Here is a 15,436-nt window from a genome sequence, read left to right on the forward strand (position 1 = left end):
GTCTGATGCCCACAGTTTACGCGATGGCAAAGATCAGACAAGCAACGGGTATCAAGTCGGTTGTAAAAGCACTAGCTAAGCCATGCCGGATACCCGTTGCCCGGGTTCCTCTTCATGTGAATGACATGTTTTCAGGAGCCAGGCTGGCTTCCGGCCACCAGGCTTGGTGAAACCCCGGTTAAGTACGACTGGCTGCACAAGGTTCAGGAAATCCCGGGTGTTCATGTGCAGGGTTTCGGTGTGACTTCCTGCGGCAAAGGCAAGCTCCGGTTGTTCTGTTAAGGATTCCGAGCAGTAGACGGTCATGCCGAACAGGTTGCCGAAAGGCGGCATGGCTCCAACTTCGCAATCCGGGAAGCGGTCAGCGAACGTTTGTTCATCGGCAAGATCGACGAAATCCGTATCAAGGATGTTGGAAAGGCTATTCCAGCGAACGCGCCAGGTTGCCGGCATAACCAGCATCGCCATTTTTCCATCCAGTTCGATAATGACGGTTTTGACGACTTTGTCACCCGCAATTTTTACGTGGTGAGCAAGTTCCTGAGCGGTAAATGCGGGAGGGTGAGTGAGGCTCATGTATTCAACATTCGCCTCATCAAGAAACTCTTTCAACTGCTGTATCGGCATAGTGACAGGCCCCTACCAACAACGACAGCAATCCGGAGCGGCGGATTAAGTGCTTGTCCTGCTCCGGCGATGGCCTGGCGGGGCTGTTTTAGCCCCGCCATTAATGGTCAGCTTAGCTGAGGTTGTGCAGTTTGCGAGTAACAGGTTGTATCTATGGGATACGGATTGCTATTTCACTCGGTTTTGTACATGTGTATGTCGCGCTGGGGAAAGGGAATCGAGATGCCTTCTGCATCAAACGCCTTTTTCACGCGTTCCTGCATATCCCAGTAAAACGGCCATACATCGCCTGATTTGGCCCATACACGAACGGTAAGGTCAACCGAGCTTTCACCAAGACCACCTACTACGACCAGAGGCGCAGGGTCTTTCAGTGCGCGCTCATCTTCTTCAATCAGGCGTTTGCAAATGCTTTTGGCTTTGTCGATGTCATCGTTATAGCCGATACCAAACGACATGTCGCAACGACGGGTTTCGTAGGCACTGAGGTTGGTCAGGCTGGAATTGGACAGGTCGCCATTGGGGATCACAACCCGACGGTTATCGAAGGTATTGACGATAGTGTAAAGAATGGAAATTTCGATGACCGACCCCAGATATCCCTGAGCTTCGATAACATCACCGACCTTGAAGGGTTTGAACATCAGAATCAGAACGCCGCCCGCAAAGTTACCCAGGCTGCCCTGAAGTGCAAGGCCGACCGCCAGGCCTGCGGCACCGATAATGGCAACGAATGAGGTAGTGGCAATGCCAACCATGGAGGCAACAGAGATGAGCAGCAGGATCTTGAGAATCGCGCTGACCAGACCACACAAGAATTTGTTCAGAGTAGGGTCTTTTTTACCAAGCTTTGAATCCAGCAGTCTCACTAAGCGATTGATCAGCCACATGCCGATAATCAGCGTGACAATGGCAAGCAAAACTTTCGGTGCATAGGTCATGATCAGCTCAATAGCCTGATCAATGTATCCCGAGGCGCGTCCGTCAGCACTAAGTAGATCTTCCATATGAGTTTCCTTGTCAATTTCTGGTTTTTTTATGTATTGCGTCGTTATTATCTATTTACTGCGTTTTCATTATAGGTCTGAAACCTCTGTATGTAAGCAGGGGTTTATACGACGCATAGTGCGACAAGGTGTTTCCTGCGCCGGAATTAAAATAGGTGGTGGTTATGCAGAAGTATTGTTTCTGGCCCAGTCAATCACAGTATCCGGTCCGCCCCGGACAAATATTTCGCCTTGTTTCTGGCTGAGCTGATAGTCGTACATAGGATCGTAATAATCCTGAAGCAGTGACTGAATCCAGGCGTCGTGGCCGTGAACGTCTCCGCTGCGCTCCTGTTGTTCCAGCGCCTGCGACATGGAGTTACGTAGTTGATTGTGACGTTCTCCGCCCAGGCGCTTGCTTATGCGGTCCAGCGCGCCAAGAAGGTAGTCCCGGAAATTCAGCCAGCCAGCTGCCTCACCGTCACGCCTCGCATAATCAGCCAGCATTTTTTCCACATAGTCTTCCCGGATGATGCGGGTGCGTTCTTCCAGCGGTTGCTCGACAATAAGCAGCGGTGCATGAGCAATCTGGTTTTTCAGGGCGTCGGGGATGGCGCAGCGGCCAACCAGGCGACTTTCGTCTTCCAGATAAATGGGCCCTCCTTTCAGGTGGTGGGCCTTTAGCATGGCGACAGCGAGGCGGTTTTCGAAATCTATCTGTGATGGCTGGGGTGTTACCTGCCGTCCGAAGCTGGATCCCCGGTGATTGGCCAGACCTTCCAGGTCTACCGGGTTTGGCAGGTGCTGCAATACACGGGTTTTTCCGGTTCCTGTACGACCGCTTATAATGCGGAACTCACTGGACTCAATAAGATTGTCCAGGCTGTCGATAAGAAACCGGCGCAGGGCCTTGTAGCCGCCCTTGATGAGGGGGTAATCAATGCCGGCTTCCCGTATCCACTGCTGGGTGAGCCGGGATCGCAAACCACCCCGGAAGCAGAATAGATAGCCTTCAGGGTGACTTGCTACAAACCGCTTCCAGGCCTCAATACGCTGGGCTTTGATATCGCCGGAAACCAGCTGATGGCCCAGCCGGATGGCTTCATCCTGACCTTTTTCCTTGTAACAGATACCTACCCGGTGTCGTTCGTCGTCGTTCATCAGGGGCGCATTTTCAGCCCCGGGGAAACTGCCTTTGGTGAACTCTACTGGTGCCCGAACGTCCATTAACGGGATGTCGTTCAGGAACAGGGACAGAAAGTTATCGGTATCGGGTCTGCTTGCCATTTCGGGGCTCAATCGCATGTCAGAGTCAGGCGGCAGTATAGCGGATGTGAAATTTTCCTGCTTTCTGGCCGTAATTTTCCGGGTGGGATCAGATTACTGGTCAGGCAAAAAAAAAGGCAACCCGAAAGTTGCCCTTTATAAGATGTGGTCGGCGCGTCCTTGCGCTGAGTGCAACAGCCCTGTTGCGAGTCCTTCTGCCTCTCCCTGGTGCCGGCTTCCGAGCCAGCGATCCGAATACTTATCCCTTAAGCGAGGTGTCCCTGTGTCCCTGCTTCTCCCTGCATTCCATGCCGGGGTGCATCCAGTGCGTCGTCCTTTTCCATGCCATCCCTGACAACATCACTATACCTGTTTGAAGTCGGGAAACGTGTGGACCCCGCATGCTTGGGCGACGGTGTTTTCGGTATGTTTTGGGGGTGTACAGAATATGCCTTTATATATCATTGGGTTGAGCGTTTTTGGGCGCGCCGGAATGCCGTCGCGCACGCAAAGTCACCGTAAGATCGCACAAGCTTGTGCGAAATATCTCACACGGATTCGGGCGAATCTCTCACAACCGTTTTGTCGGTCCTGCGCAGACCGGGCCAGGGCAGAAGCCCTATCAGTACTCCTGTTCCGTCGGCAGCGATATCCGCCAGAGAGAAATCCCGGTAGGGCAGGTTGGCCTGAGCTGCCTCAATGCTGACTCCAAACCCCAGGAGTACAGGAACAAACCAGATGACACGGAGGTTGGGCCATGACAGGCGAACCAGCACCGTGAGCTCAACAAACGCAATGATGTGGTTCACTTTGTCGCTGGGTGCCGAAGGAATCGGGTAGTCACCGCTTGTGGTCGCCAGGAAGCCAATGGCAACCACCGATAGCAGCAAAGCGAAGCGCCACAGTGGTCGAAAGCGCAGCAGGGTTATCAGTTGGTGTTTCAATGTTGCCATTGGTGAAATCCGTCAGAGTTCTCTGGCTGTGTGAAGGTTTTCAACATGATATGCTTTGCGCCCCGTCACTGTCATTGAAGCGGAGTGCTAATCAGCAATGCTCAGAGGTAATTTTTTTCGTGGACTGGGCTACCTGGGTGAGGGTTTCCACCTGATACGTCAGCCCGGTTTGCGACTGTTTGTGATGATCCCTCTGGTGATCAACATTCTGCTTTTCGGGCTATTGTTCTATTTCCTGGGTGAAGTTTTCAGTGGGTTGATCGTCGCTGCAATGGCCTGGTTGCCGGACTGGGCCTGGTTGCAGGCGCTGGACTGGCTGTTCTGGATCTTTTATGGCGCAGTGATTCTGCTGATGCTGGCATACGGTTTTGTGATCGTAGCCAACCTGATTGGTTCCCCGTTCTATGGTTATCTTGCTGAGCTGACCGAAAAGCATCTCACGGGGCAGGAGGTCAGCCCCGATGACAGCTGGGCGACGATCATCAAAGATACTCCCCGGGCTCTCTGGCGCGAAGTGCAGAAAATCGTTTATTACCTGCCGCGGGCCATTGGCCTCTTTATTATTGGTTTGATCCCGGTGGTTAATCTGGTCGCAGCTGTGCTGTGGTTCCTGTTTAACAGCTGGATGATGGCGCTGCAGTATGTAGATTACCCGGCAGACAACCATAAGGTGAGCTTCAAGGCTTTGCGGCAGCTGCTTGCCGACACCCGACTGTCTGCACTGGGCTTTGGGCTGCCGGTGGCACTGGCAGCCATGGTACCTGTTCTGAATCTGGTCGTGGTTCCTGCAGCCGTATGCGGTGCTACCGCCTATTGGGTGCGCGAAAACGGCGCAACACGAAATTAACGAGTCGGGAGGCTTTTTGGACGCATCGGAATTGGTTATTGGTCAACGCTGGGTAAGCCACAGTGATACTGCGCTGGGGCTGGGCATAGTGACAGAAGTTTCCGGCCGGAGGGTTACCCTGGGGTTTCCTGCGGCGGATGAAGAGCGCACTTATGCTATTGATAACGCGCCACTTTCCCGAATAGTTTACCAGGTTGGTGAGGAAATCGAGACCTTCGGCGGAGACAGGTATCTCGTGCGTGCGGTGGAAGACGTGGGTGGTGTTCTGATGTATCACGCAGCCAGTCTTTCCGGTGACGATGAGTCAGGTGATGGCGAGAAGCTTGAACAGATATCCGAGGTGAAACTCGCGGGCTCCGTAAATTTTTCTGCGCCCCACCAACGCCTTTTTGCCGGCCAGTTTGATCGTAATGGTGCTTTTCGTCTGCGTTATGCCACCGTTCAGCACCTGGACCGGTTGCGTGCTTCCCCTGCCCGCGGCCTGATTGGTGCGCGTACACAGCATTTGCAGCACCAGATTTACATTGCTCATGAAGTCGCTAAGCGCCATGCGCCACGGGTGCTTCTGGCGGATGAGGTCGGCCTTGGTAAGACCATTGAAGCGGGCCTTGTACTGCATTACCAGTTGCAGACTGGCAGAGCCAGACGCGCCCTGATCGTGGTGCCTGATTCTCTGATTCATCAGTGGCTTGTGGAAATGCTGAGGCGGTTTAACCTGCGCTTCTCCATTGTAGACCAGAGTCGCTACGACGCTCTGGCAGAAAGCGAAGATGAAGTGGACGCGCTGGTTAATCACATTTTCGGGGACGAATCTTCTGTTAACCCCTTTGAAAGCGACCAGTTGGTGTTGTGCAGCCTTGATTTTCTTGTTGGTAGCAAAAAGGCCAGAAAGCACGCCCTGAGCGCCGGGTGGGATCTGATGATCGTGGATGAGGCTCATCACCTGGCCTGGAGTCCTGAGAGTGTCAGCCCTGAATACCAGATTGTGGAGGAGCTTTCGGCGGCCAGTGAAGGTCTGCTATTACTGACAGCAACGCCGGAGCAGGTGGGCGTGGCCAGTCATTTTGCCCGTCTGCGCCTGCTCGACCCGGCCCGCTTTCATGACTTGAAGGCGTTTCAGGAAGAAGAGCAGCAGTACGAAACGATTAACAGCGTAGTCCGGCGTTTGCAGGATGAGAGTTCCGGGATTCATGAAGAAGACCGGATGGCCCTGGAGGCCTGGTTAGGCGATGAGCTGGAGCAACTGTTAAAGGGTGATTCGCCGCGCCAGGCTGTTATTGACGCACTGCTTGACCGCCATGGTACAGGGCGGGTGTTGTTCCGTAACACCCGTGCAGCGATACAGGGCTTTCCCGAGCGCCGCGTTAATGCTGTTGCGCTGGAATGTCCTGCCATGTACGAGAGCCAGGAGTTCGGTTTGACGGGGTTGGCGCCAGAGCAGCTTGTGCCTGAAGAGCAGTGGCTGGCGGATGACCCGAGGGTTGCCTGGCTGGAGAAAAAGCTGGCGGGACTTCGCCCCGCTAAGGTCGTGGTTATCTGTGCCATGGCCGAAACCGCCATGGCACTTGAACACTACCTGCAGCTTCGTGCAGGCATTCGCAGCGCTGCATTCCATGAGCATTTAAGTCTTATAGAGCGTGACCGCGCTGCGGCCTACTTTGCTGACAATGAACAGGGTGCTCAGGCGCTTATCTGTTCTGAAATTGGCAGTGAGGGGCGCAATTTCCAGTTTGCTCACCATCTGGTGCTGTTTGATCTGCCTGCCAACCCGGATCTGCTTGAGCAGCGTATCGGGCGTCTCGATCGTATTGGCCAGACTGAATCGATCGATATTCATATTCCCTATCTGCTGAACACCTCGCAGGAGGTTCAGTACCGCTGGTTCCACGAAGGGCTGAACGCATTTGCTGAAAGCTGCGCTGTTGGTGTGGCTGTGCAGGAAAAAGTAGGAGAACAGTGGGAAGGTGCTGTTGCCGGTGATACCGGCTTGCTGGATAACCTGGTTGAAGCCTCTGCCGCCGAAACGACCCGCCTGAAAACCTTGCTGCAGAATGGCCGCGATGCGCTTATTGAGCTCAATTCCTGTCGCAGCGATATAGCCGATGTGCTGATCGCCGGTATCGAAGAGGAAGAAGGTTCTGTTCAGGTGCGCGACTACATGATGGAAGCTTTCGATATTCTTGGGGTGGAGGTCGAGGATCACTCTGAATATGCCGACATTCTGCGCCCTGGCGAGCAATATCAGGCCGGCCATGTAGCCGAACTGCCGGAGGACGGTGTAACCGTAACCTGGGATCGCCAGCATGCACTGGAGCGTGAAGACATTGCGTTCATGAGCTGGGAGCATCCGATGGTAACCGGCGTAATGGACTCGGTAACCAGTTCAGGGCTGGGCAAGGCGGCGCTGGCCAGCTTGTCAGTCAAGGCACTGCCGCCGGGCACTTTGCTCATGGAGGCCCTGTTCACAGTGCATTGCCCTGCGCCAGAAGCCTTGCAGCTGACCCGGTATCTGCCGGTCTCGCCCTTGCGTCTGCTGGTAGATGTCAACGGTAAAGAGCTTTCGGCGGCGCTGCCTCATGATCGTCTGAACGATCTTTGTTCAAACATCCGGCGGCGCACTGCTCAGGCGATTGTGCCGCAGATCCGTCCTCAGGTTGAAGCGATGGTGGATCACGTTGAACGTTTGTCCGCGCCACATCTGGAGCCGATGAGGCAAAAAGCGCTGGAGCAGGTGGCGGCAAATTTTGAACCTGAGATCCGCCGGCTGGAGGCTTTGCAAAAAGTGAATCCGGCCATTCGCGAGGAAGAAATCGATTACTTCCGGAATCAGCTTGGCGCTGCCCGTGAGGCCATAGGGCATGCCAGTCTGGCTTTGGAAGGTATACGGGTTATTGTCACAGCCTGAGAAAGTCTGGAGAGAAACGGCTAACCCTTGGATGCGGCGGCGCTTGCTGGCCAGTATTCATCTGATGCGATACCGTTGACGTAATAATTTGAAGTCTTATCCATGGATAGCGGAGAGAACTTATTATGATGACCTTTATTCTGTTTCTGGTGGCATTGGCGGGCCTGTTGGTTGTCATGCGGCGGGAGTCCGGTGCCAGGCCGGCCATTGGTGTGATGGTTGTGGTTGGCATTCTGTCTGTGATCTTTGCATCAGGATGGCTGGCCCTGCTTCTTTTTGCCGGTGCTGCGGCTACGGCTGCAGCCGGGTTGCCTGCGTTGCGCCAGAGTTGGCTCACACCGCGGGTTTTTGCCATGTTCAAAAAGGTTGCGCCGAAGGTCTCCGACACTGAAAAAGTTGCGCTTGAAGCCGGTACAGTAGGGTGGGACGGTGAGCTGTTCACCGGTCAGCCTGACTGGCACAACCTGCTGATCAACCGTCATACGGGACTGAGCGAAGAAGAGCAGGCCTTTGTGGATAACCAGTGTGTTCAGGCTGTCTCCATGTGTAATGCCTGGGATATCGCCGTCGAACGCGCCGATCTTCCGAAAGAGCTTTGGGATTACCTCAAAAAAGAGAAGTTCTTCGGGATGATTATTCCCAAAGAATATGGCGGCCTGGGCTTCTCGGCTAAAGCCCAGACAGCGGTTCTGCAGAAGATTGCTGCCAACGAAATGCTTATGGTGTCTGTAGGTGTGCCCAATTCCCTTGGGCCGGGTGAGTTGCTGGTCAAGTACGGTACTGATGAGCAGAAAAACCATTATTTGCCTCGCCTGGCCGATGGCCGGGAAATTCCCTGTTTTGGTCTTACTGGCCCCCGTGCCGGCTCGGACGCCACCTCATTGCCGGATGCCGGCATCGTGTGCAAGCGGGAAATAGACGGCAAGGAAGTTGTTGGTATCAGACTCGATTTTGAAAAGCGCTGGATTACGCTTGCGCCCATAGCAACTGTTGTCGGTCTGGCATTCCGAATGTTTGACCCGGATGGCCTGCTTGGCGAGACAAAAGACTATGGAATTACCTGTGCGCTGATACCCCGGGATACCAAGGGTATGGAAATCGGCCGCCGTCACTGTCCCATCGGGAGCCCGTTTCTCAATGGCCCGATCGTTGGCAAGGATGTATTTATCCCTCTGGATTACATTATTGGTGGTCTGGAGATGGCAGGGCAGGGCTGGCGTATGCTGGTTGAGTGTCTTTCTGTCGGCCGCTGTATCACTCTGCCCTCCGGTGCCGCAGGCTCCGCAGCTTATGCAGTAGGCACTGCCGGTGGGTTCACCCGCATTCGCCGGCAGTTCAATACGCCGGTGGCAGACATGGAAGGCGTGCAGGAGCCTCTGGCCCGTATTGCAGCCAAAACGTACATTGCGCAGTCGGCAGTCAATCACACTGCGAACATGATCGACAAAGGCGAAAAGCCGGCCGTTCCGTCAGCTATCCTCAAGTATCACCTGACCGAAATGCAGCGTGAAATACTCACCGATGCCATGGATGTTCATGGTGGTAAAACAGTGACCCTTGGCCCCCGCAACTATCTGGGGATTGGTTACAGCGGCTCGGCGGTATCGATCACGGTTGAGGGTGCGAACATCATGACCCGCAGCCTGATGATATTCGGTCAGGGGGCTATCCGTTGTCATCCCTATGTACTCAAAGAGCTGGCGGCCAAGGATAACGACGATATCAATGCGTTTGACGATGCCTTCTTCGGCCATGCCGGCCTGATTTTCGGAAACGCGGCGCGTGCCTTTACCCAGGCACTGAGTATCGGTCGGGCCGACGTTCCATTTGATAGTGCCAGCCGCAAGTATGCTCAGGCTGTTGCGCGCTTCAGTGCTGCCTTTGGTTTGTGCTCGGATGCGGCCATGACCACACTTGGCAGTGAGCTGAAAATGCGAGAGCTTATTTCTGCCCGCCTCGGGGATATGTTGTCCAACCTTTACCTGGCGTCCATGGTGCTTAAAAACTGGCATGAAACACAGCCGGTTGAAGGTGAAAAGGAAATCATGCAATACAGCCTTGGCTTGTTGCTGCACCGTACTGAAGAGGCTCTGGATGCATTTCTCCAGAACCTCCCCAACAGAGCGGTAGCTCTGGTTCTGCGTGCAGTAACACTGCCCCTGGGCCGAAGCTGGGGCAATCCTCATGACGACCAGGCTCGCAAGCTTGCACGCTTTATCTCGACCGATACGCCTATACGTCACAAGCTGCTGGCCAGTACCTGGACCACAGAGGGTGAAGGCGAGGTGGAAAATCCTGTGGCCCGTTATAACGACTTGCTCAAGGACTACGATAAGGCTGAGCAGTTGTACCGCAAATCGACCAAGGCATACGCCAAAGGTGAGCTGCCCATGACAGCGCTGCATCCGGAGGAGCGCTTTGAGGCGGCGCTGGAAGCGGGTATCTATACTAAAGAGGAAGCGGAGTTCATGCGCGAGTATGAAGCAGTGGTGCTTGAGATGCTTACCGTGGATGATTTCCCGTTCGATGAATTTGCCCGTAACAAGGAAACCGTGATTGACCATAACCCCGCGTAACAGGATGACAGATTGCCATGTGGCTATCGTTCCTTGCCGTTAGTGTTGGTGCCGTTATCGGTGCCAACCTGCGCTGGATGTTGGGGTTGTGGCTTAACGCCAGCTACCACGTGATTCCATTTGGCACCCTGGCAGCCAATCTCGGCGGAGGTTGGCTGGTTGGTTTCCTGCTTGGCTATTTCAGTCATGACAGCACACTGGCGCCTGAGTGGCGCCTGTTTGCCATCACCGGGTTATGTGGTGCACTTACAACCTTTTCGACGTTTTCTCTGGAAATGTTTGCAGCGATTCAGGACGGCAAGTGGGGCATGGCTATTACCGGTGTTCTGGTTCATGTCCTTGGCTCTATCCTGATGACTGCGGTGGGCATTTACACTTTTACTCTGGTAAAAGGTTGATGGATGATATTACCTGCACAATTTATTTTAAATATGCTTGGCAAGCCGGTGCTTGAGGAGTAGAGTGTTTGTTGAAGGAAAGATTCAGTAAAGCAGTTCATGAATAAGACGTACTCCGCAGTTAGTAGTGACCGTCCTGTTTTTGATTCCGCGAGTTCTGTATTTCCGTAAAACGCTGACCATACACATTCAGTGAATGGCAGCAGATAATATGATTGATTTCAGGAAGTTTAAGTATGTCTACTACTACCGGTACTGTTAAGTTCTTCAACGAAGCAAAAGGCTTTGGCTTTATCACTCGTGAAGGCGGCCCGGACGTTTTTGTTCACTACAGCGCTATTCAGGGCAGCGGTTTCAAAACTCTGGCAGAAGGCCAGCAAGTTGAGTTCACCGTTACCCAGGGCCAGAAAGGTCCTCAGGCGGAAAACGTTACTCCTCTCTAATCCCATTCGGATAGAGTAGTAACCGCCAAAAAGGCAGCTTCGGCTGCCTTTTTTCGTTGTAAAAGTTCTGTTTTTTTCCTGCTCCGGGGTGTCAATGTGGTACATTTCAGCCAGACACAAAGTATTACTTGGGTTATACAACCGGAGAGTTTATGAAGCTGATTGGATCAACTACCTCGCCTTACGTACGGCGCATCCGCATCCTGCTGGACGAAGAGCATTATGACTTCGTTAACCTCGATATATACGGCGCAGACCGTGATGAAATCAGACGTAACAACCCGGCGCTGAAAATACCCGTGCTGGAAAGCGATGGTCAGGAGATCTATGACTCGCGGATTATTTCCCGTTATATCAGTGCCAAGCAAGGCCGGGACCCTCTTACCTGGGATCAGCAGAACCAGCTTACCCTGATTGATGGTGCTAACGACTCCGCTGTTACCCTGCTGCTGGCAAAGCGCTCCGGTCTTGATGTAGATACGCCGGGCGTATTATTTTTTGATCTTCAGCGTGAGCGTATTATGACCACCATGCGAACACTTGCGGCGCAGGTTGAAGATGGACAGTTTGAGCAGTGGAATTACCCCGCCATGTGTCTCTATTGTCTGGTCGACTGGCTGGATTTCCGCGATCTTGTAGATTTCTCTGGTGTCGAAAGCCTGCTGGCATTCCGTGACAGCCGGAAAACCAACCCCTGGGTTGCGGAAACAGATCCCCGCCTGTCGTAAGCATCAAGTCCCGGAACGCCCGGCGTGCCGGGCGTCTGCTTATCTATGTTCCACCCTGCCCATTGGCTAAAGACCGTCAGGACAAGGCTCGGGTAATCAGAACCGGGTCGCCGCGGCCTTCCACAGCTGCCAGTTCTGCACTGGATAACCACTCGCCAGGGGGCCTGTCCAGAACACTGGCACAGGCAGCGAGAGCGTGGCCCCAGGAACACTGGTTCGCAAACAGCATGCCCGCTTCATTCAGTGTGCCTCCCCTGTTGATATAACCCAGAACTCTGCTGTGCTCCGGATCCGGGAAGAGCGGGTGCAGGTGCCCCCGAAATACTTCAGGCCGCATGTGAGTCAGCGCTACTCGCCGATGTAGCCGGTTTGGCAGTAACCGTTCGCGCTCAAGTTCCGACATGCAGCTTTTTGCTTCCAGAGAATCCCTTGGCTCCCGGAAACGCCCCGGCTCCTGCATATAGACCAGCCGGAATGATGTGCCCGTCTCCCGCAGGCGCAAACAGGCGCGGATGGCTTCCGACAGTTGGTAGGCGCCGTTAGCAATCAGCAATATGGGTTCTCCCCCGGATGTATCTTCGTCAACGACCAGAGCGCCGTGTCGGGCAAGTGCCTGCGCTTCGTTGACATCGAAAACGCAGGGGCGTTCACGCTTCGGAATTACCATGCAACTGATTTCCCCCCGCCCTTTAAAGACTGAAGGGAGAACTGACAGGGTGCTGTTGTAGTCAGCGGGGAAGATAACCCGGGACCCGTCTCCCATTTCGCCCAGCATGGCCTCACAGAAGGTGGTGTCCTGGTGGGACTGCTCGTTCTTGCCATTTTCCCAGGTATGGGACGTAGCAATAACTGGCAGGCCAAGCCAGCGAGCAGGGCGGCCAAGGGCTTTCTGGTGGCGGGCGAAAATAAGTTCCTGTCGGATGGCGCCGAGCATTTTCACGCAGAAGGCTTCATAGCTGGCTACCAGGTTGATCCCGGCCTTGTTTGCCAGACAGGCAGAAACGACGGCTTCTTCGTTGAGCGCAGTGATGATGTTGCCGTGTACTGACTCGAGTGCGTTCTCGGGGTCATTGACCCTGTGCTTCAGATCTTCCAGAACGCCGGTCAGGCGATTGCTGGCAAGCTCGTCGGGATTGCCAACACGGACTCGCAGGTCGGGGTTTTGCGCAACCAGACAGCGAAAGAAGTTGTCCACCGCCAGCATCGGCGAAACCTGGTCGTGGCGTGGGGGAATGGCTGGAATAACAAGGTCTGAAGGGTTTCTTCGTGCCAGTGAGTGATCGCGTTCCTTCGGGCGTGATTGCAGTTCGTGTTCCTTCAGGTTCAGTACGCTTTTTGCAAGCTCGTCTGGTGCGACCCACAGCCGGGATGCGTGCTCCTGAAACAGTTCCCGGGCGCGGATATCCACACGTGGGTTTCCCGGTAGTGGCAGATTGTGGGCGGAGTTAAGGCCGGCGCCAAAGAAACCGAAACCTTTAACGGTTTCTGCTATACCATAGGGGATACGAACCGGGTACTTCAGGTCGCCTTTCAGAGCCTGCTCGCTCCTGTATTGGAGTGAACACTCCATTTCCGCCAGAGCGCAGACAAATGCGGCCGGGTCGCGGCCATCAAACCGGAACGGATCAAACCCGCGGGCTGCAAGGTGCGCCTCGAATCTTTCCAGCCCTTCGCGTGTGCCCAGTTCGGTCCGTTGTTCAATGCGGCGGCCGTTGGCGATCATCACGGGTGACACCAGACCGCAGTCCGTTGCCCTCCACCAGCGTGGAATCCAGTCGCTGCCTCGCTGTTCTTCTGCTGCGCCGTCTGAAAGAAATGCCACCAGTGATTCGCCGGGAAGCGGCATGTGGGCATACTGAAGCTCAGCAAAGCCCAGATAGCCACCCTCAATAATGCCGCCAGCAGTGTATGGGTTAACATGACTGCCCAGGGGAGCGGCCATGCTGCCATCTGCCTTTTGCTGGTAGCTGTAAAAATCCGCAACCATTCGTGACAGTCCGTCTGTTCCGGTGTAGCGTTCGTGCTGTTCCGGATGCAGGTTGCCTGTCAGCACGTTCAGTGCGTCGATGGCGGCCACGCAATGTCCCTGGCCCATCAGCCAGCTTCTGGTATGCGCAGTCAGATTATTGAAAGCCATATACGCCGCGTAAGCGGGCACCATATTCAGCGCGCCTCCGGTATGGCCTTCAGGGCTGACTTTGAAATCCCGGGCAGCTAGCGGGGCACCAGATGTATCAACGCGATTTGCATAGGTCATGTGTACAACCAGCCACAGGCCAGCGCTTGTAAGCCGGTCCAGGTCTGCCAGCTTGCTGTAAACCGTCGCAGTATCAGGCTGATGACCGGCGACAACAAGACGGGAGGCCAGAGCCTGTACATGATCGCAGGTGGTCTCCGTATGCTGGACAACACCATAGCCCTGGCGCCAGCGTTCGTACTCGGGACAAACCGTTGATGGCAAAACGGGTGATGACATGAGGTGTCTCCACAACTCAATTATTTTAAGCGATTGTAAGGCTCATCGATGGAATGCCGTTTGATGCAGGTCAGTCAGACCGGTTTCTGATCGTCACTGGAGCCCCCCATTGCACTGGTCGGCGATGGCTATACAATTACTGTTGCTAATAATACGGTTGCAACTGTATTGCGCTGGATGCCTCTGAGTAAGAGTTGACGCAGTTGCTGATTTTCTCTGAAGCCTTTAAGACAGCGTTCAATAAGAGTGTGATAGATGTATAGAAAGAGCATAGCGGGTCTGGTGTTGTTGCTGATTTTCAGCTTGCCGGTAGTAGTTCATGCGGCCCAGAAAGGTTCAGGCAACGTTGATGCGGACATTCAGGGGCCGAACCTGGCATCCGTTAATGCGGCGGTAGCCCTGGCGGGTAGTAATGATCTGGTATTCGGAAAAAACGCCGATCGCTCTGTCCCTATTGCCTCCATTACCAAGGTGATGACGGCGCTGGTGGTGCTGGAATCCCTGGCTCCTCTGGACGAATGGCTGGTATTTCAAAAGCGCCATACGCCTGCTGCGGCCAATGCATACAGCCGCATCAGGATTGGCTCGCAGATGCGCCGCGCCGATGTGCTGCGCATTGCTCTGATGTCGTCAGAGAACTTTGCTGCCTATACCCTTGCCCGAAGCCATCCGGGTGGTTTTGATGCCTTTATCGAAGCCATGAATGCCAAGGCAAAATCCCTTGGCATGACGGGCACGCGGTTTGTAGATCCGACGGGCCTTTCGGCGGAGAATCTCTCAACTGCAGGGGATCTGGTGAGGCTTGTTAATGCGGCGTCAAAGCATCCGGAGATACGGGAGTACTCCACAACCGGTTATTTTATTGGCCAGTTCCGCAAGCCCGGATACAGTTTGTCCTTTGGTAATACCAACGCCTTGGTACACCGCGAAAGCTGGGGCGTGGGGCTTAGTAAAACTGGCTATCTTTCGGAGGCCGGTCGCTGTCTTGTGATGGTTTCCAATATGAATGGCAGGCAGGTAGTTACTGTTCTTCTCGATTCTCTTGGCACCCGCTCCCCAATGGGTGATGCCGGACGTATCAAGCGCTGGCTGGATTCCGGCGCTAAAGGGCAGGTGGCAGAAGCAGCTCGGCAATACGCGCAGCAAAAGAATGCGGCCTATAACTCAGTAGCCCATAGCACCCGGGCGGCTCTGGATTAAAGTGTACGCTCAAGGATGTACATAAAACCAA

The 15,436-nt window shown here is 54.4% G+C and carries 12 protein-coding genes; 7 read left to right on the plus strand and 5 right to left on the minus strand.

Annotated elements, in window-relative coordinates; genetic code table 11:
* Nucleotides 1-75 precede the first annotated feature (75 nt).
* The 4 genes from CPA50_RS17815 to CPA50_RS17830 all read right to left on the minus strand — a co-directional run bounded on the left by CPA50_RS17815 (nt 76) and on the right by CPA50_RS17830 (nt 3,832).
* Nucleotides 76-627 (minus strand): aminoacyl-tRNA deacylase, encoded by a 552-nt coding sequence (locus tag CPA50_RS17815; protein ID WP_096783891.1) that lies wholly within the window; start codon nt 625-627, stop codon nt 76-78.
* Between the two features lie 173 nt (nt 628-800).
* Nucleotides 801-1,634 carry a mechanosensitive ion channel family protein gene (locus CPA50_RS17820; protein ID WP_096783892.1) on the minus strand — a complete coding sequence of 278 codons (834 nt, stop codon included), beginning with the start codon at nt 1,632-1,634 and terminating at the stop codon, nt 801-803.
* 162 nt (nt 1,635-1,796) lie between these two features.
* Nucleotides 1,797-2,900 (minus strand): tRNA 2-selenouridine(34) synthase MnmH, encoded by a 1,104-nt coding sequence (gene mnmH / locus CPA50_RS17825; RefSeq protein ID WP_096783893.1) that lies wholly within the window; start codon nt 2,898-2,900, stop codon nt 1,797-1,799.
* Nucleotides 2,901-3,427: 527 nt separating this feature from the next.
* Complete coding sequence (locus CPA50_RS17830; RefSeq protein WP_096783894.1) at nt 3,428-3,832, minus strand: VanZ family protein; 405 nt, start codon at nt 3,830-3,832, stop codon at nt 3,428-3,430.
* A gap of 97 nt (nt 3,833-3,929) precedes the next feature.
* On the opposite strand from CPA50_RS17830, the gene cysZ reads away from it, so the two are divergent.
* From cysZ to CPA50_RS17860, 6 genes are all read left to right on the plus strand, one after another.
* Nucleotides 3,930-4,679, plus strand: coding sequence for a sulfate transporter CysZ (gene cysZ, locus CPA50_RS17835; protein WP_096783895.1), 750 nt, complete (start codon nt 3,930-3,932; stop codon nt 4,677-4,679).
* A 16-nt stretch (nt 4,680-4,695) separates the two neighbouring features.
* On the plus strand, nt 4,696-7,584 hold the full coding sequence (gene rapA / locus CPA50_RS17840) for an RNA polymerase-associated protein RapA (RefSeq protein WP_096783896.1): 2,889 nt from the start codon (nt 4,696-4,698) through the stop codon (nt 7,582-7,584).
* Between the two features lie 125 nt (nt 7,585-7,709).
* On the plus strand, nt 7,710-10,160 hold the full coding sequence (locus CPA50_RS17845; RefSeq protein WP_096783897.1) for an acyl-CoA dehydrogenase: 2,451 nt from the start codon (nt 7,710-7,712) through the stop codon (nt 10,158-10,160).
* A gap of 17 nt (nt 10,161-10,177) precedes the next feature.
* Nucleotides 10,178-10,558 (plus strand): fluoride efflux transporter CrcB, encoded by a 381-nt coding sequence (gene crcB / locus CPA50_RS17850; protein WP_096783898.1) that lies wholly within the window; start codon nt 10,178-10,180, stop codon nt 10,556-10,558.
* 236 nt (nt 10,559-10,794) lie between these two features.
* Nucleotides 10,795-11,001 carry a cold-shock protein gene (locus CPA50_RS17855; RefSeq protein WP_071265711.1) on the plus strand — a complete coding sequence of 69 codons (207 nt, stop codon included), beginning with the start codon at nt 10,795-10,797 and terminating at the stop codon, nt 10,999-11,001.
* 152 nt (nt 11,002-11,153) lie between these two features.
* Nucleotides 11,154-11,729, plus strand: coding sequence for a glutathione S-transferase family protein (locus CPA50_RS17860; protein ID WP_096783899.1), 576 nt, complete (start codon nt 11,154-11,156; stop codon nt 11,727-11,729).
* Between the two features lie 76 nt (nt 11,730-11,805).
* On the opposite strand, the gene CPA50_RS17865 is transcribed toward CPA50_RS17860, so the two are convergent.
* Nucleotides 11,806-14,205, minus strand: a complete 2,400-nt coding sequence (locus CPA50_RS17865) for a xylulose 5-phosphate 3-epimerase (RefSeq protein WP_096783900.1) — start codon at nt 14,203-14,205, stop codon at nt 11,806-11,808.
* Nucleotides 14,206-14,460: 255 nt separating this feature from the next.
* Here CPA50_RS17865 and pbpG point away from each other — a divergent pair, with 255 nt between their 5' ends.
* Nucleotides 14,461-15,405: a D-alanyl-D-alanine endopeptidase gene (pbpG, locus tag CPA50_RS17870; RefSeq protein ID WP_096783901.1), complete on the plus strand. Its 945-nt coding sequence runs from the start codon at nt 14,461-14,463 to the stop codon at nt 15,403-15,405.
* The last annotated feature ends 31 nt before the right edge of the window (nt 15,406-15,436 follow it).

It is taken from the genome of Marinobacter sp. ANT_B65 (assembly GCF_002407605.1).
Lineage (GTDB): Bacteria > Pseudomonadota > Gammaproteobacteria > Pseudomonadales > Oleiphilaceae > Marinobacter.

Excerpts from the sequence above, each read along its gene's own strand:
- CPA50_RS17815 (WP_096783891.1), bottom strand. The coding sequence starts at position 627 with ATGCCGATACAGCAGTTGAAAGAGTTTCTTGATGAGGCGAATGTTGAA.
- CPA50_RS17820 (WP_096783892.1), bottom strand. The coding sequence starts at position 1,634 with ATGGAAGATCTACTTAGTGCTGACGGACGCGCCTCGGGATACATTGAT.
- mnmH (WP_096783893.1), bottom strand. The coding sequence starts at position 2,900 with ATGGCAAGCAGACCCGATACCGATAACTTTCTGTCCCTGTTCCTGAAC.
- CPA50_RS17830 (WP_096783894.1), bottom strand. The coding sequence starts at position 3,832 with ATGGCAACATTGAAACACCAACTGATAACCCTGCTGCGCTTTCGACCA.
- cysZ (WP_096783895.1), top strand. The coding sequence starts at position 3,930 with ATGCTCAGAGGTAATTTTTTTCGTGGACTGGGCTACCTGGGTGAGGGT.
- CPA50_RS17845 (WP_096783897.1), top strand. The coding sequence starts at position 7,710 with ATGATGACCTTTATTCTGTTTCTGGTGGCATTGGCGGGCCTGTTGGTT.
- crcB (WP_096783898.1), top strand. The coding sequence starts at position 10,178 with ATGTGGCTATCGTTCCTTGCCGTTAGTGTTGGTGCCGTTATCGGTGCC.
- CPA50_RS17855 (WP_071265711.1), top strand. The coding sequence starts at position 10,795 with ATGTCTACTACTACCGGTACTGTTAAGTTCTTCAACGAAGCAAAAGGC.
- CPA50_RS17860 (WP_096783899.1), top strand. The coding sequence starts at position 11,154 with ATGAAGCTGATTGGATCAACTACCTCGCCTTACGTACGGCGCATCCGC.
- CPA50_RS17865 (WP_096783900.1), bottom strand. The coding sequence starts at position 14,205 with ATGTCATCACCCGTTTTGCCATCAACGGTTTGTCCCGAGTACGAACGC.
- pbpG (WP_096783901.1), top strand. The coding sequence starts at position 14,461 with ATGTATAGAAAGAGCATAGCGGGTCTGGTGTTGTTGCTGATTTTCAGC.